The 22,832-nt window shown below is 40.2% G+C and carries 16 protein-coding genes; 4 read left to right on the top strand and 12 right to left on the bottom strand.

Annotated features, from left to right (window positions below; genetic code table 11):
* Window positions 1-95 precede the first annotated feature (95 nt).
* The 5 genes from M3226_RS16040 to M3226_RS16020 form a co-directional block, all read right to left on the bottom strand.
* On the bottom strand, window positions 96-1,958 hold the full coding sequence (locus M3226_RS16040) for a DUF2264 domain-containing protein (protein ID WP_251566785.1): 1,863 nt from the start codon (window positions 1,956-1,958) through the stop codon (window positions 96-98).
* A 48-nt stretch (window positions 1,959-2,006) separates the two neighbouring features.
* Window positions 2,007-3,131: a glycoside hydrolase family 88 protein gene (locus tag M3226_RS16035; RefSeq protein ID WP_251566783.1), complete on the bottom strand. Its 1,125-nt coding sequence runs from the start codon at window positions 3,129-3,131 to the stop codon at window positions 2,007-2,009.
* A 14-nt stretch (window positions 3,132-3,145) separates the two neighbouring features.
* Window positions 3,146-4,972 (bottom strand): heparinase II/III family protein, encoded by a 1,827-nt coding sequence (locus tag M3226_RS16030; protein ID WP_251566782.1) that lies wholly within the window; start codon window positions 4,970-4,972, stop codon window positions 3,146-3,148.
* 99 nt (window positions 4,973-5,071) lie between these two features.
* A complete protein-coding gene (locus tag M3226_RS16025) occupies window positions 5,072-6,853 on the bottom strand; it encodes an ABC transporter ATP-binding protein (protein ID WP_251566780.1) in 1,782 nt (593 codons plus the stop codon).
* Window positions 6,840-8,609 (bottom strand): ABC transporter ATP-binding protein, encoded by a 1,770-nt coding sequence (locus M3226_RS16020; protein ID WP_251566778.1) that lies wholly within the window; start codon window positions 8,607-8,609, stop codon window positions 6,840-6,842. Before M3226_RS16020 ends, M3226_RS16025 begins: the two co-directional genes overlap by 14 nt.
* A 146-nt stretch (window positions 8,610-8,755) precedes the next feature.
* On the opposite strand from M3226_RS16020, the gene M3226_RS16015 reads away from it, so the two are divergent.
* Entirely contained in the window at window positions 8,756-9,670 is a 915-nt protein-coding gene (locus tag M3226_RS16015; RefSeq protein WP_251566776.1) for a helix-turn-helix domain-containing protein, read from the top strand.
* A 66-nt stretch (window positions 9,671-9,736) separates the two neighbouring features.
* Here the strand turns inward: M3226_RS16015 and M3226_RS16010 are convergent, their stop codons facing one another.
* On the bottom strand, window positions 9,737-12,895 hold the full coding sequence (locus tag M3226_RS16010) for a family 43 glycosylhydrolase (RefSeq protein ID WP_251566918.1): 3,159 nt from the start codon (window positions 12,893-12,895) through the stop codon (window positions 9,737-9,739).
* A gap of 91 nt (window positions 12,896-12,986) precedes the next feature.
* Window positions 12,987-15,032: a glycoside hydrolase family 2 protein gene (locus M3226_RS16005; protein ID WP_251566774.1), complete on the bottom strand. Its 2,046-nt coding sequence runs from the start codon at window positions 15,030-15,032 to the stop codon at window positions 12,987-12,989.
* Between the two features lie 546 nt (window positions 15,033-15,578).
* On the opposite strand from M3226_RS16005, the gene M3226_RS16000 reads away from it, so the two are divergent.
* Complete coding sequence (locus M3226_RS16000) at window positions 15,579-16,436, top strand: hypothetical protein (protein WP_251566772.1); 858 nt, start codon at window positions 15,579-15,581, stop codon at window positions 16,434-16,436.
* Window positions 16,437-16,499: 63 nt separating this feature from the next.
* On the opposite strand, the gene M3226_RS15995 is transcribed toward M3226_RS16000, so the two are convergent.
* On the bottom strand, window positions 16,500-17,093 hold the full coding sequence (locus M3226_RS15995; RefSeq protein WP_251566770.1) for a biotin transporter BioY: 594 nt from the start codon (window positions 17,091-17,093) through the stop codon (window positions 16,500-16,502).
* A 579-nt stretch (window positions 17,094-17,672) separates the two neighbouring features.
* Here M3226_RS15995 and M3226_RS15990 point away from each other — a divergent pair.
* Window positions 17,673-18,209 carry a ribonuclease H-like YkuK family protein gene (locus tag M3226_RS15990; RefSeq protein WP_251566768.1) on the top strand — a complete coding sequence of 179 codons (537 nt, stop codon included), beginning with the start codon at window positions 17,673-17,675 and terminating at the stop codon, window positions 18,207-18,209.
* 43 nt (window positions 18,210-18,252) lie between these two features.
* On the opposite strand, the gene M3226_RS15985 is transcribed toward M3226_RS15990, so the two are convergent.
* The 4 genes from M3226_RS15985 to M3226_RS15970 form a co-directional block, all read right to left on the bottom strand.
* Window positions 18,253-19,200, bottom strand: coding sequence for a siderophore ABC transporter substrate-binding protein (locus M3226_RS15985; protein ID WP_251566766.1), 948 nt, complete (start codon window positions 19,198-19,200; stop codon window positions 18,253-18,255).
* 189 nt (window positions 19,201-19,389) lie between these two features.
* Entirely contained in the window at window positions 19,390-20,151 is a 762-nt protein-coding gene (locus tag M3226_RS15980) for an iron ABC transporter ATP-binding protein (RefSeq protein ID WP_251566765.1), read from the bottom strand.
* Window positions 20,148-21,101 carry an iron chelate uptake ABC transporter family permease subunit gene (locus M3226_RS15975; RefSeq protein ID WP_251566763.1) on the bottom strand — a complete coding sequence of 318 codons (954 nt, stop codon included), beginning with the start codon at window positions 21,099-21,101 and terminating at the stop codon, window positions 20,148-20,150. The genes M3226_RS15980 and M3226_RS15975 overlap by 4 nt, the downstream gene beginning before the upstream one ends.
* On the bottom strand, window positions 21,094-22,044 hold the full coding sequence (locus M3226_RS15970; protein ID WP_251566761.1) for an ABC transporter permease: 951 nt from the start codon (window positions 22,042-22,044) through the stop codon (window positions 21,094-21,096). The genes M3226_RS15975 and M3226_RS15970 overlap by 8 nt, the downstream gene beginning before the upstream one ends.
* A 230-nt stretch (window positions 22,045-22,274) precedes the next feature.
* Here M3226_RS15970 and M3226_RS15965 point away from each other — a divergent pair, with 230 nt between their 5' ends.
* Entirely contained in the window at window positions 22,275-22,757 is a 483-nt protein-coding gene (locus M3226_RS15965) for a hypothetical protein (protein ID WP_251566759.1), read from the top strand.
* Window positions 22,758-22,832 lie beyond the last annotated feature (75 nt).

Below are 22,832 nucleotides of genomic sequence, written 5' to 3'. Positions count from 1 at the left end.
CTTTAGTTTACAGCCTCTCCACATCGAATTTAAATCCTAGATCGCCAAAGCTTTTTTACATAAGAAAAGAGCCTGTATACCCAGGCTCTTTCTTGCTAATCTTCCTTACCTATTGGAATAGTAATTTTCTCAAGTCCCTCTCCAATAATAATTTCTCCATCCGTAACCACAACATGCGGTACATTGTCCCATAGATTAATAGCATTCACACTGCCCGGTTGCCCAAACACTGCATTTACCAGCCAGTGCGTACCTGGATTAAGGCTTGCCTTTACCGTCGGAATGACTGTACGGGTATTCATCAAATTCGTATTTGCATTTGGATAGACCACCTCCGCCTGCCCGTTTCCATAAATACTTTTGATGCCGCTTGCTCCCCACGGTAATAAGGCCAAGCTTTCTTGCTTATTTGCCAATACTTCCATTTTTTGATCTATAAATGCGCTATCTTCTAGTCCTAGTGCGAATCCCCCATCCGCAACATCTAGGCTTCTACTTGTCTCAATACAATGAATGCGGATGTGCCATGGTGCCCCTGCCACAATCCAGGTTCGGATCACAACATCCTTCCACGGTTTCCACTTTGTATAAATCACGTTTTCATCAATGGTATATTTTTCACACTTTCTTTTACCTCTAAAAATATTATCGCACTCGCTTATAGCCAGCATTGAATCAAATGCACTTTGCCCAAGTCCCCACTCTGCTTTTGAAACACTAAAGCCGAATACATTTGAGTAAACAAATTTCTCGTATTTAGCAGCAGTGTGGGAGTGGTCATTCATATGCTGATATCCCGCGTTAAACGCAACAAGATGGTCTTTTTCATCCTGTCTGCACAATATAAAGCGTGGTGCTGGTTGAACCACCTTTGTTTTTAAAACTGGAAGCGGCATTTCTTCTGCCTGCCAAAAAGGATGATTCTCTGGCAACGCTATAGGTAAAAAGGTCTTCAGGGCCCAATACGGTGAGCCAGGTGAATTGTAATTTTCCGCCATAAGCAAATTGGGATAGCGATAGCCAATTGTCAACAAACCATTAGAATCAAAAATAGGCTGTCTGAACCACCAGCGGAGGTTCCTTAAGATCAGTCCCTTCATTACACCCATAGGAAACGGCTCCACTCCAGCATAAACGAGCGCACTCCAAAAAGCAGATTGGGCAAATCTATAGGTTAAGCTTCTTCCATATGGAAGGGCAGAACCATCACTACTAAACCAATAGATAAAGTCTTTAGCGTAAGACTCGGCTCTGCTTTTATAGCGCTGCGCCCTTATTGGATCCTCTTCACTCATTAGTGCTGAATATAGAAGACTGTAAAAATGGATTGCAAATGGTCCGTAATAGTCACAATGAGCATCTTTTCCGTCCGCATACCATCCTTCTCCTAAATGAAATTGGTCAATGCGGTCAAGGTTTTCCTTCACTTTTTCCTGATCATAAGGTAATCCGACTCTCTTAAAACCAAGGTTCACAAGCACCGGGAAAAACAGCCAATTACAATCATATACTCTGATTTGATTAATCTGATTGAGCCAGTTAAATAGGTTTGCTTTTTCAAGATTACTTAGCGGTTCCCAGACCTTTTCGGGTGTTAGTGCTAAGCAATAGCCAAATGCCGCCATTTCGACGGCCTTTTGATGGAAGTCGGTAATTTCTCCCCAGTATTCCTCATGGGAAGGGTTTGTACCATTCTTGATTCCTTGCAGACAATCTTCCCAGATTTCCGATTCTTCTCCTCCAGCCAATAGTGGAACGAGGCCCCAAAGCACCCTTGAGAATCCTTCCATTCCAGCAATCAAATCAGAGTAACCGGCACCTGTACTTCCAATTTGCAAAAGTGCTCTTCCCTTGCTGTAATAGGGTTTCAATGGGTTTATTATTTGATTTACAGCATTAATAAAATCTCGTCTTGATTGGAGAGGATTCTTTTGTATAGGTAAATTGAGTTTTAACATACATAATGGCTCCTTTTAAGTACAAGTGCTCCCAGCGGGCAGATCATTCTACCAAAATAATTCCTTATAACCTTTTAATCTGGCAAGGCCTTCAACAAAATAGTAATCACCGTAAATCAGCGGGTTATCCGTATATTTCCCGTCAGGAAAATGGCTTGTCCCATGCAAGATTAATCCCTCCTCCGAGCCCTCCCAATTACCATAATTCCTAAAAAGGGATTCGAGAATCTTTTCCCCAGCCCGTTTGTAAACAGGTGCTTCTGCCGCTGTTACCTGATTTGCCAATAACAAGAGACCCGATGCCGCAATCGCACCGGCAGACGAATCCTTTGGTGAATCGATATCTGCAGGAAGACGAAAATCCCAATCAGGAACAAAATCTTCTGGAAGATGGGAGATAAAGAAATGAGCCACCCGTTTGGCAGTTTCCAAGTATTTTGCCTCTTTAGTATAGTGGTAGCACAATGTCAGACCATATATTGCCCATGCGGTTCCTCTAGACCATGCTGAGTCCAGGCTGTAGCCTTGCCCCCCCAAAGCCTCAACCTTACTCCCGCTTTCGGGATCAAAACGGACAATATGGTGAACACTGCCATCATTGCGGATGAAATGCTCCAACACCGTGTCAGCATGCCTTTTGGCAACACTCTTAAACCTTGGATCACCTGTTTCTTCACTTGCCCAGTACAATAGCGGCAAATTCATCATGCAATCAATAATCGCTACTCCGCTATTGTCTTCTCCCTCTGTCCATGGATTCCAAGCTCTGATGAAATTTCCATTCACATTAAATCTTCCCATCAGGAGATTGGCAGCCAAGAGTGCACGTCGTTTGGAATCCTCATTTCCTAAGAGTTTATAGTGGGCAACACTCGTTAAAGTCCACATAAAGCCCATATCATGATCGAGCCGATAATACTCATTTTGAACAGTGTCCAGCTTGGCCTCACATTCCTCTGCCAGCTGCTTTAATGCAGCATCTTTCGTATCCTGATATACCAGCCACAGCAATCCTGGCCAAAAACCAGCTGTCCACCAGTGCGGTTCCGCAAGAATATAAGTCCCGTTTTCACTTGCGTGCGGAAAATTGGCTCCTATTGTTTTGCTGGTTCTGTTTACCTTTTGCGTAACTTGCTGCCATGCCTCGCTTACCCAGTTTGGTTGTTCTGTCATTTTCTTCACCCTTTCTAATCAAATTGGAAAACCAGTTTAACACTACAATTCCTTTCTGGATTAATTACAATAAAATCGAGCGCCATATTATTTTCTGTTTTTCCAAAATGGTTCTCAAATTCTAGTATTCTTACTACTAGAGAAAGCTTTGTTTTGTCATATAAGATTCTCAGTCGTTCTTGCCCTTCAAGGGAGACTCCTTTATCATCCTTCGTTATCGAAAGTGGGGGTATAATAAACCGTTCAATAATTGAAACGGGCTGTTCGGTAAAAGTGTATTTATCTTCCAAAATAAGCTTAGGCTGATTTAGTTTCATCCAAGAAAACTTTCGGGATAATTTTTGAAGACCCTCTTCTTCATACGCATTTTCAATATCCAGTTCAAAGGTATCCACTTCTTCTTCTAGTGAAGCATGACGAATCCTGGCAAAATGCTCTGCACCATCTTTTTGAAATTGATTATTAATAATAGGAACAGAATGTCCCTGGGAACCGTTACATAAATACGTATAGCGTTTGTCATTAAAGTAATCTTTAGTGTATAAACCAGCGCCCAAATCTTTTAAAAACACTTCATTATTACCTTGCAAGATAAAATGGCCGAGATCATTATGATTATGAGGTTCATCATTATGACCGCCTTTTGCTGCGAAGGAAAAACAGCCGGATTCTGATTGATGCCTTGAAATAAACCATGCAGGTTTTTCCGAGTAAAAGGTTTCGCTCTTCCTTTGTGTCGGTAATGCCGTATCATCAAACCATAGTAGATTGCGAATGGCTGGAGCCCATCTGCTGCAATGATCCTCGGTATACTTCGCGCGTAAATCCTGTTCCGGGACCTCAAAATCATTGTAAATTTTGCTTAAATAATGACTCAGGCCTAAAAAAACGGTGGCTGTCGGCTGGGCATCTGAAAAGTTCACAACCAAGTTCCGACTCAGAAAACACCTTTGTTGAAAGAGGGCAATCTGATGGACCTTTTCAGAATCAAAGAGGTTCAACTTGCCTCCAGTCCTCTTTTTTAATAAGTCTGCAAAATACACATAATAGCCAAAGCCATATTGCCAGTAGCCGTACCCCTCAAGACAAATGCCATCGTCATTGAAACCTTTTAAATAAGAATCCATGGCTGGAAGCACCCGCTCGATTACTATGGCAAGTTCTCCAGGATCCTTCAGTAAATGCAGCGCTGCTGATCCAATTGATCCCGCACAAACAGCAGCCCAATTATGGGTCTGTGTTTCCCAGCCAAAGTGATTATCCTTAAATGGATGGAATATTCGTTTATACACTTCCTCGTAAATACGCTTACAAATGAGGGGATTCAAGTAATCCTCTGTGAGTCTCAATATTTCTGCCAAAGAAAATGCGGTTTCAGCTGCAAACAAGTCAATCGAATATGCTTGCACAAAAGCTTCTTTTAAAGAGTAACTGACTTGTACCGATGTTTCCGGACTATTTAGCAAATGAGCGGGCAGGCACCAGCTATACTCATTGCAAATTGACCAAATGGTATTTTCCAACGCCGTTAAATAATCAATGTTTGTAGGTTCTAGCAAAACCATGATCGTAAAGGTATTCAGCCGTCTCCTCTTTTCAAAATAAACCTTTTCATATTCCAGTCTGAAACCGGTTTCAAAAAAATTTTTAAACAGTGAATAGGGCAGCTCCGGGTCTTTTTCTGTCAAAATCCTCCCTGCCTCATTCCTAATTTCATCAAGAAGCGGTTGAAAAACGGCATTGTGGCTGATAGATCTCCACCATTTGTTTTTTTCTTCCTTGCTTGAAAATAACAAAGAAGTATTAACTTCTAGCAATCTTTTATAATCAACAATGATCAAGCTATTAACCTCCAATTTAATTTACTTACAAAAAAAGTCTTTTAAAAAGAGGAATCCGGCTTTTACCAGATTCCTTATACCCTTCTCTTTTATTCCTATTTATCCGACTTCTAAGGATTGATGTTGTGATTGATGCAGGTTCCAATAGAAACCCTTTCGGCTTAATAACTCGTTATGTGATCCTTCCTCAATGATTCTGCCTTTATCAATGACAAGGATACGGCTTGCATTTTGAATCGTGGAAAGACGGTGAGCAATAATAAAAGATGTTCTTCCCGCAAGTAAATTCTCAAGGCCTTTTTGCAGCGCCAGTTCGGTTTCCGTATCAATCGATGAGGTAGCTTCATCCAGAATTAAAATCTTAGGATCGGCCAAGAGTGCACGAGCAAAAGATATCAATTGTCTCTGTCCGGTAGAAAGCCTTGTGCCACGTTCATTGACCTCTGTTAGATAACCATCGGCTAGACCGCTGATAAACTGATGTGCCTGGACAGCCTTCGCAGCGGCAATCACTTCCTCGTCAGTAGCATCAAGCCGGCCATAACGGATATTATCCATAATCGTACCAGAAAAAATAAATGGATCTTGAAGCATAACCCCCATTTGCTTCCTTAGAGAAGGAATGGTAACAGTACTGATATCAACACCGTCAATTTCAATTTTTCCGTTGCTTACATCATAAAAACGGCTGAGCAAGCTGACAATTGTGGTCTTTCCCGATCCGGTAGCACCGACAAGTGCGATGGTTTCACCAGGATTGACAGAGAAACTTACATTTTTAAGGATTCTTTCGCCTTCTTCATATTCGAAGATAACATCCTTGAATTCAACTTTTCCTTTGATAAGAGGAAGCTCCACAGCATTTGGTTGATCTTCTACGGTAGGCTTTTCATCAATCATTTCAAAAATTCGTTCCAAATAGGCGGTTGCATTAATAATCGCATTGTAGAAGTTTCCGATATTGGCAATTGGAGCCCAAAACATGCTTATATAGCCAACAAAGGCAACCAAAGCACCAACGGTTACTCCTTCTCCAATCTGGGATATACCGAAAACATAAATGATTGAAGTAGTGAGAACTGAAATATTCTCAATCGATGGCCATAGCAGGAACTGAATTCTAACCGCTTTCATCCATGAGCTTCGATAACTCTCCGATACGTCTCTAAAGATTCGTTTATTTTCTTCTTCCCTTGTAAAAGCCTGGGTTACTTTGATTCCATTGATACTTTCATGAATATAAGCATTCATGTTGGACTGCTTATTACTTAATGTTTGCCATGCTTTCCGCTGTGCATTTTTAATAAGGAGAATGACGGCAGCAAGGACAGGAAATCCGAGCATTGCCATTAGCGTTAACTTTACATCAATCGCTAACATAAAACCGACAATCACGAACAGGCTAAACAGGTCGGTAATCAAATTAATTAAACCATTTGATAATAAGTCACTTAAGGAGTTAACATAGTTAACCACCCTCACTAAAATCTTCCCGTGCGGGCGGCTGTCATAAAAGGAAAAAGACAATTTTTGCAAATGGGTAAACAAGTCTTTTCTAATGTTGAGGATGACGCTTTGCCCTATCTCGGACATCATTCTAATTCTAAATTTCATACAAATCCCGGTAATCACTAGGGCACCAAGGTAAATGCAGGAAAGGACCACTAAACTTCCTACATCCTTGTTCGGAATACTATCATCGATTGCTTTTTTTATTAAATAGGGTCCAATTAAATTTGCTCCGCTGGCAATCAGCATAATCAAAACGGTCAATAGAATCTTTTTTCTGTACGGTTTTAAATAAGTAAATAATCGTTTCAGATGAACAAAGCTGAATGGTGATTCCAACTCTTCATCCACATCAAATTTATTGCGCGCCATTTAAATAGATCACATCCTCACCATTGTGCTGACCATCAAAATTGCCATTTTGATTCATAAACACTTTGTAGTAATACCCTTTTTTCGCAAGCAGCTCTTTATGCTTACCTCTTTCAATGATTTCGCCATTTTCCATGACAAGGATTAAATCGGCCTCTTTTACAGAAGAAATCCGATGAGCAATGATAAAACAGGTCTTCTCTTTTAGTAATGACTTTAATGTCCGCTGGATACGAAGCTCCGTTTCCATATCTACAGCTGATGTTGTGTCATCAAGAACTAGGACGGATGGGTTCTTTAGAATAGCCCGGGCTAAAGCAATCCTTTGCCTTTGGCCTCCCGAAAGACCTACACCCCGTTCCCCAATAATCGTGTCGTAACCTTCTGGAAGTTTGGTAATAAAATCATGAGCCTCCGCCATTTTAGCAGCAGATTGCACCATTTCCAAAGTAGCATCTGGATTTCCATACGCAATATTCCCTTCAATCGTATCGGAGAAAAGGAATATATCCTGCATGACCATTGCCATACTATCTCTCAATTTAGAAATATCCCAATCTCTAACTTTAAGCCCATCCACTATTACATCCCCGCCGGCTGTATCATAAAAACGGCTTAAAAGGTTTACCAATGTAGATTTACCAGCTCCGGTTGGACCGATGATCCCCACTGTTTGGCCAGGAAGCACTTTAAAGCTAATATCTTTTAGGACCTGTTCATCCCCATAACTAAAGGACACATGGTTAAACTCAACGCCCCCACTAATGTGTCTGACCGCTGCTCGTTTTGCTTCATTGGTGATTTCTGGTTCAGTATTTAACAAGTCCTCCACTTTTTCAGCTGAAGCAATAAACCGCTGCACATCATTGATTAACCATCCAGCCATTCGCATTGGGTTATTTAACGCCCAAATCAAGGAATTAAAGGTTACTAATTCCCCAAACGTTAGTGAACCATTAATGACCATAATTCCTCCAACTAGAATCATCACAACAGTTAATACCCCTGCAAGTGAATCGAGCACAGGCAAATACTTTTCCCACACTTTTGCAGAATCAAGACTTTTTTTCTTAAAAGCCTCATTTTCGACTGAAAACTTGTCAATTTCATAGTCTTCCTTTGCAAATGCCTTTACAACCCGATTTCCACTAATGTTTTCCTGTACCACTGAGTTTAACCTGGCAAACTGCCCCCTGATTTCAGTAAATGTCGGTTTGACCGTGAAGGATAGACGAGTAGCAAAGAAACCAATAATTGGTGTTACCGCTATCATTGCCAAAGCCAGCAATGGGTTAATATAGAACATAAACCCAATCGCAATGAGTAGAATAGTTAGATTTTCGAAGATCATATAAATAGCCCACGCTGTAAAGTGTCTTACTGCTTCTAAATCCCCAGTCATACGGGCCATAATATCTCCCGTTTTGGTCCGATCGAAAAAACTAAAATCTAATTTTTGAAGCCGGTCATACAATTGTTCTCTAATTTTAAATATGACGTTTTGTGACACTGTTTCAAACATTAATTGGTAATTATAGCGAATGACCGTTTTAATAACGGCAACCCCTATCATAGTCCCCAAAAAGGGCCATAATAAATTGTTCTGGTGGCCATAAATCACTTTATCGACAATTTTCCCTGCAAAATATGGATTCAGCATGTTTAGCAGGGAAACAACTAATGCCAGAAATAGTCCACTGAATAATCGAATGCGAAAGTTCTTAATATACCCCCACACCCACCGTATGCTTTGCATAATTCCCCTCCCCCTTCCAACACCTCTTTACTATAAATACATTAAAATAAAAACATTTATGAACCTATTATAGTGTTATTATTAAAGAATAAAATATCAAATCATAACATAAAATTGCACAATCCTAACATTAAAGGAGTGATTAAATGCTTCAATTGTTTGCCCCGCCTTTACCAACACTTCTTGCCGCCGGTAAAAATACTTTTGATATCGGTCAATCACATCTAAATCGAAATAATATTGGTGTTTTTGATTTATTACTTGTCACAAAAGGACAATTGTTCATGGGTGAAGATTATCGTAAATATAAGGTTAGTAGAGGAAATGCATTGATTCTCTACCCCGATCGGCACCATTATTCTATTTCACCGTGTGATGAAATTACCGACTTTTTTTGGTTTCATTTTGTTTCTTCGAAGGGCTGGCAGGATCTTACCATTTCTAAACCTTTTCATTACGAGGAAAGAGCTGCTGAAGATTGTGGAAACTTTTTATCAGAGAGCCCGTTCGGAATTACACTACCCAAATATTGCAAAGTATCCAATCCTGAAGCGGTTGAACTCCTGTGCTCAAAAATTACTTCATCGGAAAATGAGTCTATCTACTCTAGAGAATGGCAGCGGCAGATCCTTTTTCAGCAATTACTCCAAGAACTTTCAAATCATTTGCACTTAGCCAATTCACTGCCCGCATTCGCGGTCGCAGAAAAAGCAGCCGTTTATTTGCGGAAAAATTATGCCAAAAAAGTGACCTATGAAAGTATTGGCCGGGCTCTCAAATTCCATCCCAATCATATTGCAAGATGCATGATTCAGTCCTTTGGCTGTACACCGATTGAATATGTAAATAAAATTCGTATTGATCAAGCAAAGATATTATTGGTTTCAACAGATTGGAGCATTGATAGGATTTCAGAAAGCAGTGGTTTCACACAATCCGCTTATTTCAGTAGAATCTTCAAAAAGCTGGAACATTTAACTCCCAATCAGTTCCGAAAACAATATGTTGGAAAAGTACCTAATAATAAATCATCAATTAAAAGCAATGAGGATACGCCCTAGTGGCTGATTCATCACTCAACTAGGGCGTGTCCGTTTTACTTTATTTTTCCTTTAGACCTGTCTTTTTTATTTTAATAAAAGGTTACTAGACAGTGATATTAATAGATTTGCCTGCTTTTCCGTAATGGATTTACCGCTTTGGGCAGACAGTTCATTCACATATGCAGTAAGCTTGCCTTCAACTGGCTCTTTATCTCCTCTAGCTGAGGATTCCTTAACTGCAGCAAGTTTGGCGGTAAGTGAATGCGCTATTCCTTCGTCTGTAATAAACGACTCAGTCAATCGGCTTAGACTGTCGAAGTCAACAGTCACTGTAAATTGAATGTCAGCTTTCGAGGTATTCCCTGCATGATCTGTAGCTTTTGCTGTAAATTTATTTCCACCAATACTATATTCATATGCTGGACCTTCAATGGCCGGACAATCAACAGATGCAATTCCAGATAAATCATCGCTCGCACTGCAGGAGATGGATATGTTTCCATCAACAGAATAGGTTCCCTCATTACCTTTAACCGTAATGACGGGAGCGGTTGTATCTTCTTCCACAATCATAATCCAACTGATTTGCGGATCTGGTGAACCAGGTACCCTGCGAACAGTCACATCCAATTTTCCATCTGTTACGTTCACATGTTGATAACTTAGGACATCATAGGAGCTTGTAAATACATATCCATTCGTTTTTGTTTCACCGTTAATTAGGATATCCGCTTTTCTGCTTCCCTTAGTCGATGAATACCAGCGATCATATAGACCGGTATATACTGTGTACTTACCATTTTTCAGATCAAACTTATATGAAAGGTCATCACCAGAATTCGCCAAAAGGTAGCGTAATGAAGAAAATAGATCATCACCTTCTCCGCCAGCAAGTCTTGTTTTATCCCCAACAAATCCCCATGTCTGACCATTAACTGGGTCATACTTTTGATCAATTACTTCTTTATTTAATAGTGTATTCTCCATATAAGAAGACCATGTCACGTAATCACCTGTTTTCACTCCGCCGGCATGGACAAAATATCTTACATGATCCGGAATAACTAAGATTTTTATTCTAATCACTTTATTGGCTAACTCAGAAAGTGTGCCTGCAACGACAACAGTACCAGGCTTTGAGAAATCGGCTAGATTAATTGCCCATGTTACCGCCGTATCCAGCTTTTCCCCCTCTGAATTTGTTACGTTGATTTTATTCGGTAAAGCAGGCACTTGACCAACAGACACCTTCTGAGGCAATTCTGTATTGATGGTGACTTTCCCCATTCTGTCTAATGCGTCCAGCTGCCACTCGTCATACCATTGCAGACTCATTTCATCACCCTGGCCAAACTCAATTGGCAGCCATATATATCTTGAATCCTTTAGATCACTAGCCTTCCATCTGTCAGCCATAAAAATAAACTTACCCTTTTTAGCATCGACTGGAATGACACTAGTACTTTGTGAATCAAATGTTGTGGAAGCTTTATCGCCTATCGAAGGATCACGCAAAGGCTTCCATTCTCCGAAAATATTATCCGCCACTGTATACCTTGCTGGATTTGGGTCCCAGCCGGTAGCGCCAGATGTTATTAAATAGTATTTTCCTTGATATTTAAACATTGCCGGTGCTTCACGCTGCGCCCCTGGGAAGACCCTCACATAATCCTCACCATAAACCGCTTTATACTCAGTATCACGTTCTATATTTCCGTCCTTATGCCAGCCTACCACATCAGTATAAGAATCATTTAGCTTTGAAATATAAATGGTCCTATTTTCTTCGCTGGAATAGATCAAGTATGCGGTACCGTCGTCATCCTTGAACAAGTTCATATCACGGGCCATCCCTGGCTGGTCTGGCTGACCATTGTATGTCGCATCTTTAGGCGCTCTATCCATCCGATTGCTTTCTTGATAAACAAAAGGTCCTGTAGGAGAATCACTTAATGCATAACCTGCTTCCGCTTTTGCATACAACGCAGTCGATGTCTTCGAAGGGCCATCGGTATGCATCCACATGACATATTTTTTCGTCTTTTCATTGTAGATGACTTTAGGTCTTTCTATTACCCGGTCTGTACCAATATCATTTAGAATATCGGACTTGTCCTTTCTGCCTTCATAAAGCTTAGAGATTAATGGATCGGTTTCAAATTGGTCCATCGATTCAATCGCAGTAAGGGCTAATCCTTCATCTTTCCAGTTATATAAATCAGTAGAAGAATAAACTCTTACCCCTCTGGCAGGAAGATAACCATTCGTTTTATCTTCGCCGTACCAATAATATTTCTTTGTTTGCTCATCATACATAATCCCGCCGCCGTGCGCCTGAATAGGGGCACCGTTTGTATCTGTCCATACTTGCCCGGGTTTATAGGAAGTATTCGGAGCGTATACAGTAAGCCCTGCCAATGCAGAGTCTAGATTTTTTATGGCTGTTCGAATTTGCTCTTGAATCGTTTTATTCTCACTATCTAACCCGTTTTCATTGATATTTTTAACCAGGGCATCTGCTTGTGTGATGGCTTTATTTAGTGATTCTAGGCTGAATTGGGTATAGGTATTTGTTTTTTCTGCCTCTTTCTTCGCTGTTTCTATTTTGGCTTCTAAGTTTGATCGTGGTATCACTACATAATTTTTGATCATGATATAGTTTACTAATGGGTCATTATAGTTTGATAGGGCAGCTGTGGCAGGACCTTGGATCCTGACATCTAATGCTCCATCGGTTACCGAAACCTGTTGATACGTGACCTCTTTTACAGCGTTATAGCTTCCGATATCAAAATCGCCATTGGATAGATTTTGTCCCTCACCGGTGATATTGACACTTCGGCCGCTCCACGGATTTTTGAATCCTAATGTAAGATCATACTGGCCATTCGGCAGCTCGAACTTATACTCTAATGCCTTATCCCGAACCTGTGGTCCGTTATAATATCGGAGTGAGCCAAATTTATCAACGCCATTAGAGACATTAGTATTACTGGTGGTGGTTACCAATCCCCATTTTTTCCCTGTCACGCTGTCTACACCGTATTTTTGCTCTGTTTTACTAGAATAAAGACCAAATTGATCGGTTCCTTCCACCGTATCAGGGGTCGGGTCACCTGCATTCACAAAATAGAGCACGTCTGTGTCCACAGTTGTCCCCTCAGCAGAAACATGCCCAATTGAAGAACAGGTTGGGATTGTAATAAGTGAAGCTGTTAAAATGGTCGATAAAACCTTTTTCATTTTAAGCAACAAAATTCCTCCTTACTCTATTCATTTTTCTTCTGAAGTCAAAGAGGTACATTCATGTAAAAGAACCATTCTTCCTGAGCGATTAGCGGATAGGGTTCATTGCGTTTTTAAAGGTGTCATATACTAAACGCGGTTTTTCTTTATCGAAAGACATTAAGCCCATTGTGGAAATTCCATTAATCTGTTGGTTGTAATTATTTCTTTCTTTATAATCTTTTAACACCCAATACGTATAGCCAGCCATATAGGATAGACGACTAGGATCTGTTACCTGGTTCCAGTGATTTAGAAACTTGTACGATTGCCATTCTTCTGTTCCGGATTGTGTTTCTGGTCCATGATTATTGACTTCATCTGCATAGGCCCATGTTCCATTTTCCGTAATTAGAATCGGTTTATTTGGATAGGTATTATGAACAATATCCACTGTCCGCCCTAGGTCTGAGTCCTGCATATAAAAATATCCAAAGTACTCATTTAAACCGATGACATCTGCCAAGTCATAAGCTGGGTCCCAGCTGCTTCCAGATGCCCATGTGACGGGACGTTTTTGGATATCAACACTTTTGACCGCTTGTTTCATATCTGCCAGCCAATTACGATAAACGGTTTGATCATCCCAAATCCCTGACTCATTCTGTAATGACCACATGATGGTGGAAGGGTGATTGATTTGATTCCAAGCCATACTTAAAGCTAAGGCTCTAGAAAGACCATAAGAGTTGGTTTGCAGGGCTTCCTGCTTTGTATCAAGCCACATATTCTCTACTTCATCGAGCACCATTAATCCATGTTGATCTGCAAAATCATACACATATGGATGACGGTTGTAGTGGCTATTACGTATGAAGTTTGCATGTACATCCAGTACATGATTTAACTCCGTATCATACTCTCGAATGGTCATAGAGCGGCCGCTTGCAGCTGTTTCCTCATGCCAGTTAAGACCCTTCAAAAAGACCTGTTTCCCATTCAGTGTTAATTTTCCCTTCTCTACCGCAATGGTTCGCATTCCATAATTTGTGGAAAGACTGTCATCGAGAGATCCATTTCCTTTTTGTTGAACTTGACCTTCCCCTTTACCTTTATAAAGTTCTGCGGTTACTTGATAGAGCGTTGGGGAATCCGGAGACCAATAGGCTGCTTTTGGAATCTCGAAATCCATTGAAACAACTTTTACTTCTCCAGGTTTTAAATCCAACTCCTGTGACTTGGGATCTCCACCTGTTTTTTCCCCTGGATCGACAACTAATTGGCGATGTACTTCTTTGTCACCATGATTGTACACAACCACTTTTGTTGTTAAGGTATGATCGCCTGTTGCCGTTAGTATTTTACTAACATTTACATCGGATGTTGCTTCCAAATAGACACTGCGTGTAATCCCTGCATATGGCCAAAAATCTACCGGTTTATACGGCAGTTCTGTATCAGCTGTAACAGGTTTCGGATTTGAGTTTGTATAAGAGTCAAAGGTCGGCTTTCGGTAGACACGGACCGCAATGACATTATCTTTTCCTGGTTGTAAATATTCACCTACATCGAGGGCAAAAGGTGTATATCCCCCTTCATGCTCCCCAACATAATGGCCATTTACATAGACAGCTGCACGATAGTTAACACCAAGAAAATTTAACTTGACGAAGTGATTTTTCCAATTGGCATCAGGCGAAAAGTGGGTCCGGAACCAAGCGTAACCATCGTAAAAAGCACTTCCTTTTCCGAAGTTTGATCCATCGTATGTACCAAATCCAGGGGTATCATACAGATCCCAACTGCCCGGAACCTTTTCTTCTTGCCAATTTTTATCATCGTATCCTTGTTCAAACCACTTTTCATTCATCCCTTGATTATTTGGGTCCATGGCATATTTCCACTTACCATCAAGGTTTAAATAACTTCTACTCTGCTCTTTTAATATCCATGTATCAAACGAAGGAACTGGTTCCCCATATTGAAATAACACATTCGTTCCATCAATTGATTGCACTTTCGTATTCATCGGTTCATGTTCAGCAGTATTCACAGTAGTTCCGTTTGTATCTGCCTTGCCATTAGGCACCCCAGCAAATAGCGTGGAACCAAGAAGAAGAACACCAATGCCAAAACTAGTGAATTTTCGATTCATTTGCCAACCTCCCGTTTGATATAAATCTTAATCCTGAAAAGTAAGTACTTTTGAATTTGAAAACATCATCTTTTTAGACTGCTAGATCTCAAAAAACAACTTTTTTGAAATCGGTTTCATTAATCTCTAAAATAGAAACGCTTACAATTATTTGGATAACTAAATTTTTCATCACCCCCCTAATGGCCTTCGAAGTGTTGTTTCTAAACGAACCTTGAAGGCGCCATATTTTATACTGCTGATACTTCATCATTACCTTTCTGAACAGCCAAAGTTTATTATATAGTCTGATTAACGGATGATTGACCAACTATTTTTTAATGTTATATTTCTTGATACCAAAATAACTAACCAATTTTGAAACCCGTTTCAAAATTAAGTTTTAAAATGGACTAAATAAGTAAATTTAAAGAATATTTTTACAATTACAGCTAAATTTTACATGATAGACTTCTACTGTGTCATGGGCCTATTTTCTTATGTTAGGCTTTAATTGAATATATTTTGATTGGAGATGGATACTATTTTTTTAAAGGGGGTATGATAGTGGATTTAAATTCATTATGCTATCTCGGACTTGGCGTCATTAGTATCATTCTTCTTATTTATATATATATAAAATCAGATGTCAGACAAGCCTTATTAACTTTTATGGGCATGGTCGGGCTGGGGTATATCATTGAGGCTGTCATTTATAACTTTTTAAGCAGCTATCAATATTATCCTCATATCCTTAAACACGATCCTATTTATGATAGTGCTTTGGGGGCCATCGCATCTAATGCCTTAACATTACCTGTGACTGCCACCTTTCTCGCAGCTTTCCGTAAAAATTGGCTTTGGGTGGCATTTACGATTGCTCTGTATGCGGGGATTGAATGGCTTTTTTTAGAACTACATATCTATAAGCATCATTGGTGGAAGACTGTCTATACCTCCATTGGTCTACCCTTTTACTTTCTATTTGCTAAACTTCTTTATCGAAAAGTGAGTGTCCCTTTAAAAGGCTTTTTTCACACCCTTTGTTTATATCTCATTATAAGTCCCTTTTCAGGTTCTCTGCATTTTATCCCGATTATGTTTTTTTCTAATCGCTATTATGAGTTTGGTTTATTTGCTAACCCATCTAAAGATACGACAGCTTTTTCAACCATTTTTTATTTATGTGCGAGTATTGTTTACGTGTTTATGGCCAAAATTCAACCTTTACCACGATGGGGAAAATACCCTGTTATAGGACTTTGTATGTACTGCGCCACACACATACTGAGACGTGTCGGAATCCTCCACAGTTTAGTATGGTGGGACACATGGTATTACATTGCACTATCTATCCTCTCCCTTCTCTTTACCGAATTCATTAGCAACTCTCTCCATAAAGGCCCTTTGGCATCCAAAATCTAAAGCAAAAGCGGCTCCACCTATCGGTAGAACCGCTTTTGCATAGTGACAAAATGATTAATGGTGTCAGGCACCACGTTTGATTTGTTTGAATTGGCCCTTGGATAGGACGGTTTTTTCGAGGCGGTGGGCCATTATTCCGGCTAGGACGGATAAGACGATATCCTTCGGCAGGGGTGCAACCATCCATAACCATGCCATTTTGTAAGAGAAACCTTCTGGAGCTGCAGCCCAAAGTTTATATGCAAAATACATCCAGTTGGTTCCTAAAAAATAGTTGACCGCCATTCCGATTAACGAAGCAGTGATAAACGCAGGCAGGCTTTTATTCCTTTCAACCATTTTACCAATCATAAATGCTACCAATATATAAGAAAGAATAAAACCAAATGTAGGTCTTATGATGATGGAAAGCCCCCCGGTAAAGTCAGCAAAAACAGGAACTCCGACTAAGCCCACTAACATATAAACGGTCAAAGCAATTGAACCTAAACGGCTTCCTAAAATGGCTCCTGCTAAAATAGCAAAAAAGGTCTGTAGTGTAATCGGAACTCCGCCGACATGTAAAAATGGAGCAATCGTCGATATATTCGCCCCAATGGCCATCAGTGCCACAAACATAGCAGCAAGTGTTAAATCTAGTGCCCTTAAATTCCTCATTTAATCCCCCACCCATATTTTTTATCTTATCTTTAAAATAAATGGTTAGGGGATTATTGTCAACCAAAAATTAATAGTAGTTAACAATGGTAATATTGAAAGCAATGGGGAATTACCTTATTTATTGCGGCAGTTTTTACAAACCTGGATGGTTTGGCCTGTTTCTGTTTTATGTGAATATAGCAATTTTATCCCGGTTTTTGCGCATAATGGGCATGTCCCCCGTCCATTTGAAGGCAGGTTGCTGATTGTCTTTCCTCTGTTTCTCTTTGCCATTCTCATCATCCTTTTTCTATTAATCTTGTTTCTTTATCTAATGATGGACTGGCACAAATATTGTTAGGCAAATAACGTTTTTAATATAATTTTTTGTCCCGATTATTATAGCCGTCAGGCAAAAGGACAAGCCGTATTCGCCTCACATCTTCCTCTCGTTTTACTATTTTTCCAAAACACGACATACATATTAATTAGCTTGAAATTGCCGTTAAGTTCGGCACGACAGTTGTCCCCCCGCATAAGATAGAATTAAGAGGAAGTCTAAGCTTTTTAACGAAGGGAAAGATGTGGTGTTTCAATATGAAAAATAATTCAGCGTACCACCATACATTTCAAAATCTTCAAGAGAATGGACTCTCATTCGAGCAGGTGTTTGAGCGGATTGTTTCCTTTATGTCGTTCAATCCTAAGGGGAACTATCGCTTGATGGTGGGCACAGATTCACAGGTCCATAAATCGCAAACGGTTTTTATCACCGGAATTGTCATTCAAAATGAAGGGAATGGGGTGTGGGCTTGTATAAGAAAGGTCGTTGTCCCAAGGAAGATGACACAGCTTCATGAGCGGATTTCACTTGAATTATCCTTAACAGAGGAAATAGTTGCCATGTTCACCGAAGAAAGAAAAAATCAGCTTATCGCGATCGTCCTCCCTTATCTTTACGAGGGTTCAACCTTCACCATGGAAGGGCATATCGATATAGGGGCCGGCAAACGCAATAAGACGAGAGAATTCGTTAAAGAAATGGTAACACGAATGGAATCAATGGGGGTGGAACCAAAAATCAAACCGGATGCTTTTGTAGCCTCTAGCTATGCCAATCGCTATACGAAATAAAGCGTCAGACACCGAAATTCTCATGGTGCCTGACGCTTTTTTATTAAAGGGCTGCTTCTGCCTCTTTTGCCATACTTTTCATTGATTTTAAACCGCCGCCGCTTAGGTACCAAGAGTCTGCATCTAAGTAGACAATTTTGTTATTTTTATAGGCTGATGTCTTTTTGACGAGCTCATTTTCTATAATTTCCTTGGCGCCAATTTCGCCGCCAACAGCCGTTGCCCGGTCAATCACAAACAGGACATCCGGATTTTTTTCTTTGATATATTCAAACGTAATACTTTGTCCATGGGTAGAGACTTCAATTTTTTCATCGGCCGCGCCGAAGCCAAAAACGTCATGGACGATACCAAAACGAGAGCTTGGCCCGTAGGCACTCACTTTTCCTTCATTCGCCAAGACAATGAGGCCTTTTTGGTCAAGAGCAGAAGCTTTTTTATTTAACGTCTCCACGCGTTCTTGAACATCCTTTAATTCACTTGCTACCTGATCTTCTTTTCCAAAAATCTCACCGATTAAATTCATATTCTTTGTAAAGGAATCCATGTAATTTGTATAATCAATCCCTACATAAACGGTTGGGGCAATCTCCGAAAACTGGTCGTATAATTCGGCTTGACGCCCTGAGATAAAAATGACGTCCGGTTCCAACGCGTGAATCGCCTCAAAATCCGGTTCCTTCAAGCTGCCTACATTGGTATATTTCTTATCACTGTATTTTTTTAAATAAGAAGGCATCGTTGCTTGGGGAACTCCTGTTACTTCAATACCTAACTCATCTAGGGTATCCAGCACGCCAAAATCAAACACAACAACCTTCTTCGGATTCTTCTCAATTACTGCTTCCCCATATTCATGCTTAATCGTCATCCTCTCTTCTGATTGTTCACCAGAGGCTGTTTGAGAGGCCTCCTCCTCTTTTGTCCCGCCGCAAGCTGCTAACACCAAAATCACCGTAAAAATAAACCCTAGCAAACTCCACTTTTTCATCTAGTCCACTCTCCCTTTTTTATGGGCTATTTTCGCATAGATTGTTTTTTCTCGTATAAGTTTATCAACCCGTATAAGTTGATGCTTCGTGGCATCTTTTTGTAAAAACATTTGCAAAAATTGCCTAGATACTTAAGTTTATGACCCTCATTAAGGTCCATAAGCAACAAAGTTTACGAAAATGAGCCTTTATGAATTAAAATAAACACAAATTCGGCAATTGTTCATTTCTTGAATTGGTATATCCATATCATAAATCTCACTTAAGGCCTCCGATTGGATAATTTCCTCTGTCGGTCCATTTTTGACGACTTTTCCATCTTTCATGGCGACAATCCAATCAGAATAAACGGAGGCAAAATTAATATCATGGAGAACAATAACAACCGTTTTACCCAGTTCATCTACTAAGCGGCGCAAGATTTTCATAATTTGAACAGAATGCTTCATATCCAAATTGTTTAGAGGTTCATCGAGCAGGATGTACTGCGTATCTTGAGCAATCACCATCGCAATAAACGCGCGCTGCCGCTGTCCTCCTGATAGTTCATTCAAAAAGCAATCCTGCATTTCCGTAAGATCCATGTATTCTAACGATTGATCCACCATCCGCTCATCCTCCTCCGTAAGCCTCCCCTTAGAGTAGGGAAATCGGCCAAACGAAACCAGTTCGCGAATCTTGAGCCGGACATTCATGTAATTCGATTGTTTTAAAATCGAAACGGATTTGGCAAAATCATTCGACCTCATCTTGCGGACATTGGACTGGTTGACAAGCACTTCACCCGTGTCTGCATCGAGGAGCCGGCTGACCATTGACAAAAGCGTTGATTTCCCTGCCCCGTTCGGCCCAATAAAGGAGGTTATTTTTCCAGGCTGGATATCAACGGTCACATCTTCAACAACCGCCTTCTTCCCGTAAAACTTCGATAATGACTTCACATGGATCATGCTGCTTTCCTCTCCTTTAGTAGTAGATAGATAAAGTAAATACCGCCGAAAAAGTTAATAATTACGCTGAGCGTGGTCGAAAATGTAAAGATTCGTTCAACTACCCATTGCCCGCCAACAAGGGCAATAACACTGATTACAATTGCGCCGCTGATGAGAACCTTATGTTTATAGGTTTTAAAAAACTGATAAGAAAGGTTCGCCACAATTAAGCCAAAAAAGGTAATCGGCCCTACAAGTGCGGTAGAAATGGAAATAAAGATGGCCACAATAATCAGCATTTTTTTCACAATTGAATCGTAGGGAACACCGAGATTAATGGCCCACTCCCTCCCGAGTGATAATACATCGAGGTATTTCATATAGCGCCAGGCATAAATTATGACGACACAAACCAGAACCAGCGCCAGCCATACCAAATCCGAATTAATATTGTTAAAACTAGCAAACATGCGGTCTTGGACAATCTGAAATTCATTCGGATCGATCAGCACTTGAAAGAAGGTAGATATACTTGAGAAAAAGGTACCGACAATAATTCCAATGAGTAATAAAAAGTAAATGGACTGACTGCCCTTTTTAAAAAGAAACTGATAAAGTCCGAGGGCAAAAACAATCATTACAACAATAGAGATTAAGAAATTAACCTGTTTATTGACCGCTACTAAATGGTCAGAACCAAGAAAGAAAATGATCACAGTTTGCAACAGTAAATAGAGGGCATCAAGCCCCATAATGCTCGGTGTTAAAATGCGATTATGGGTAATCGTTTGAAAAACAACTGTCGCATAGGCAATCGTAAATCCTGTAATAATCATGGCGATGATCTTAACTGCCCTTTTCGGGAGCGCATAATCAAAGCTGCCATTAAGATCGTGAAATAAGTAAATCCCGCAGCACAACAGTGCGACTAAGACTAAGCTCCCCATTTTTATCCACTGGTTACACATAAGCTCTCCTCCTAAATAGAAGATAAAGGAAGATTCCGCTGCCTATGACCCCAACCATCAAGCTAATTGAAATCTCGTAGGGATAAATGATGATTCTCCCAAGAATATCGCAAACTAGCAAAAAGCTCGCTCCTAGTAAAGCCGTATGCGGCAGCGTTTTTTGCAGGTGGTCACCTTTAAAAATCGAGATGATATTCGGGATAATTAGACCGAGAAACGGAATCATTCCGACTGTCAGCACAACAGTGACCGTTATTAGCGCAACGAGCACCAGTCCAATATTGACGATTCTCCGATAGGCAAGGCCTAAATTTTTTGAAAAGTCTTCCCCCATTCCAGCAACAGTAAAACGGTTGGCATAAAAATAGGCGATAATTAAAATCGGAATACTTATGTATAGGAGCTCATAACGCCCTTTCATAATCATGGAAAAATCCCCTTGCAGCCAGGCGGACATATTTTGTATCACATCTGCCCGGTAGGCAAAGAACGTCGTGACGGAAGATAAAATGTTGCCGAACATTAAGCCTACAAGTGGAATGAAGATTGCATCCTTCAACTTAATTCGGTCAAGAATTTGCATGAATAAAAATGTTCCCGCAAGTGCAAATGCAAAGGCAACCAGCATTTTTTGCATCATCGAGGCATTTGCAAACAGCAGCATCGAAACCAATATTCCTAAACGAGTCGCATCCAGTGTTCCGGCAGTTGTCGGTGAAACAAATTTGTTACGGCTGAGCTGCTGCATGATGAGTCCGGCAATGCTCATTCCTGCACCCGCAAGGATGATGGCTACTAGCCTTGGTACCCGGCTGATCAGAAATATTTGAGTTTCTTCAGATTGGAAGTTTATGAGATCGATAGGCGAAATGCTGCTGACCCCTGTAAACAATGAGACCCCTGACAATATAGCTAACACTAACAATAAATATCGTTTCTTCATCGCTGTCTCCAAATATTTTTTAATGATATTGAAAATCATTATCATTTAATTTAAGTATAAACAATTGAGGAAAATAGTGTCAATAGTTAATTGAGAATTTTTATCAACTCTTTTAATAACCTGTTGGAAAAAATTGCCCTTTATTTGTGACCAAGAATACTGTCCTTTTTTTACTCCCTAACATATTGGACTTCCAGCGTCTCATAAATTGAGGATTAGGGGGGGATTGAGTGAAAAAGGGACTATTAGCCATTGTTTTACCGTTGATTTTGCTGTTGTCAGGATGCTTTAGTGACCCAGTACAAGATGATTTGTTAAATTATGTGAATAAAGAAATGAAACAAGCAGGGAAGTTAGAAGCGGCTGCGGTTTCTGCCTACGAAGGTGTCTCCGGAGCGAATTATAAGGATGACCAAACGATGTACGATGCGTTAACCAAAGAAGTTATTCCAAACTATAATGAATTTATTAAAGAATTGGATACAGTCAAGATAGAAACTGATGAGTTAAGGGAGATACATGAGATTTATATTGAGGGGGCTGACATTCAATTTAAAGCATTTGCTACCATAAAACAAGCCCTCGAGGAGCAGGATCCTGCGCTGGTTCAGGAGGCAAATGATATGCTGGCCGATGCAAGAGAGCATATCCGGGATTATAAGAGTAAGTTGAATAAACTGGCAAAAGATCATGATGTTAAAATTAATCAATAACTAATACTTAAATGTTTACAAAACTAAACAAAGTGCCCGCCCAGCATTCTAAGAAATTGAGCGGGCACTGAGATT

The sequence above is a fragment of the Neobacillus cucumis genome (assembly GCF_023715505.1).
Note: the sequence above shows the minus strand (reverse complement) of the source record. Positions and strands in the feature narration are given on the sequence as shown.

What these genes read in the sequence shown, in the direction of transcription:
- M3226_RS16040 (WP_251566785.1), bottom strand. Translation starts at nt 1,958, where the DNA reads ATGTTAAAACTCAATTTACCTATACAAAAGAATCCTCTCCAATCAAGA.
- M3226_RS16035 (WP_251566783.1), bottom strand. Translation starts at nt 3,131, where the DNA reads ATGACAGAACAACCAAACTGGGTAAGCGAGGCATGGCAGCAAGTTACG.
- M3226_RS16025 (WP_251566780.1), bottom strand. Translation starts at nt 6,853, where the DNA reads ATGGCGCGCAATAAATTTGATGTGGATGAAGAGTTGGAATCACCATTC.
- M3226_RS16020 (WP_251566778.1), bottom strand. Translation starts at nt 8,609, where the DNA reads ATGCAAAGCATACGGTGGGTGTGGGGGTATATTAAGAACTTTCGCATT.
- M3226_RS16015 (WP_251566776.1), top strand. Translation starts at nt 8,756, where the DNA reads ATGCTTCAATTGTTTGCCCCGCCTTTACCAACACTTCTTGCCGCCGGT.
- M3226_RS16010 (WP_251566918.1), bottom strand. Translation starts at nt 12,895, where the DNA reads ATGAAAAAGGTTTTATCGACCATTTTAACAGCTTCACTTATTACAATC.
- M3226_RS16005 (WP_251566774.1), bottom strand. Translation starts at nt 15,032, where the DNA reads ATGAATCGAAAATTCACTAGTTTTGGCATTGGTGTTCTTCTTCTTGGT.
- M3226_RS15995 (WP_251566770.1), bottom strand. Translation starts at nt 17,093, where the DNA reads ATGAGGAATTTAAGGGCACTAGATTTAACACTTGCTGCTATGTTTGTG.
- M3226_RS15990 (WP_251566768.1), top strand. Translation starts at nt 17,673, where the DNA reads ATGAAAAATAATTCAGCGTACCACCATACATTTCAAAATCTTCAAGAG.
- M3226_RS15985 (WP_251566766.1), bottom strand. Translation starts at nt 19,200, where the DNA reads ATGAAAAAGTGGAGTTTGCTAGGGTTTATTTTTACGGTGATTTTGGTG.
- M3226_RS15980 (WP_251566765.1), bottom strand. Translation starts at nt 20,151, where the DNA reads ATGATCCATGTGAAGTCATTATCGAAGTTTTACGGGAAGAAGGCGGTT.
- M3226_RS15975 (WP_251566763.1), bottom strand. Translation starts at nt 21,101, where the DNA reads ATGTGTAACCAGTGGATAAAAATGGGGAGCTTAGTCTTAGTCGCACTG.
- M3226_RS15970 (WP_251566761.1), bottom strand. Translation starts at nt 22,044, where the DNA reads ATGAAGAAACGATATTTATTGTTAGTGTTAGCTATATTGTCAGGGGTC.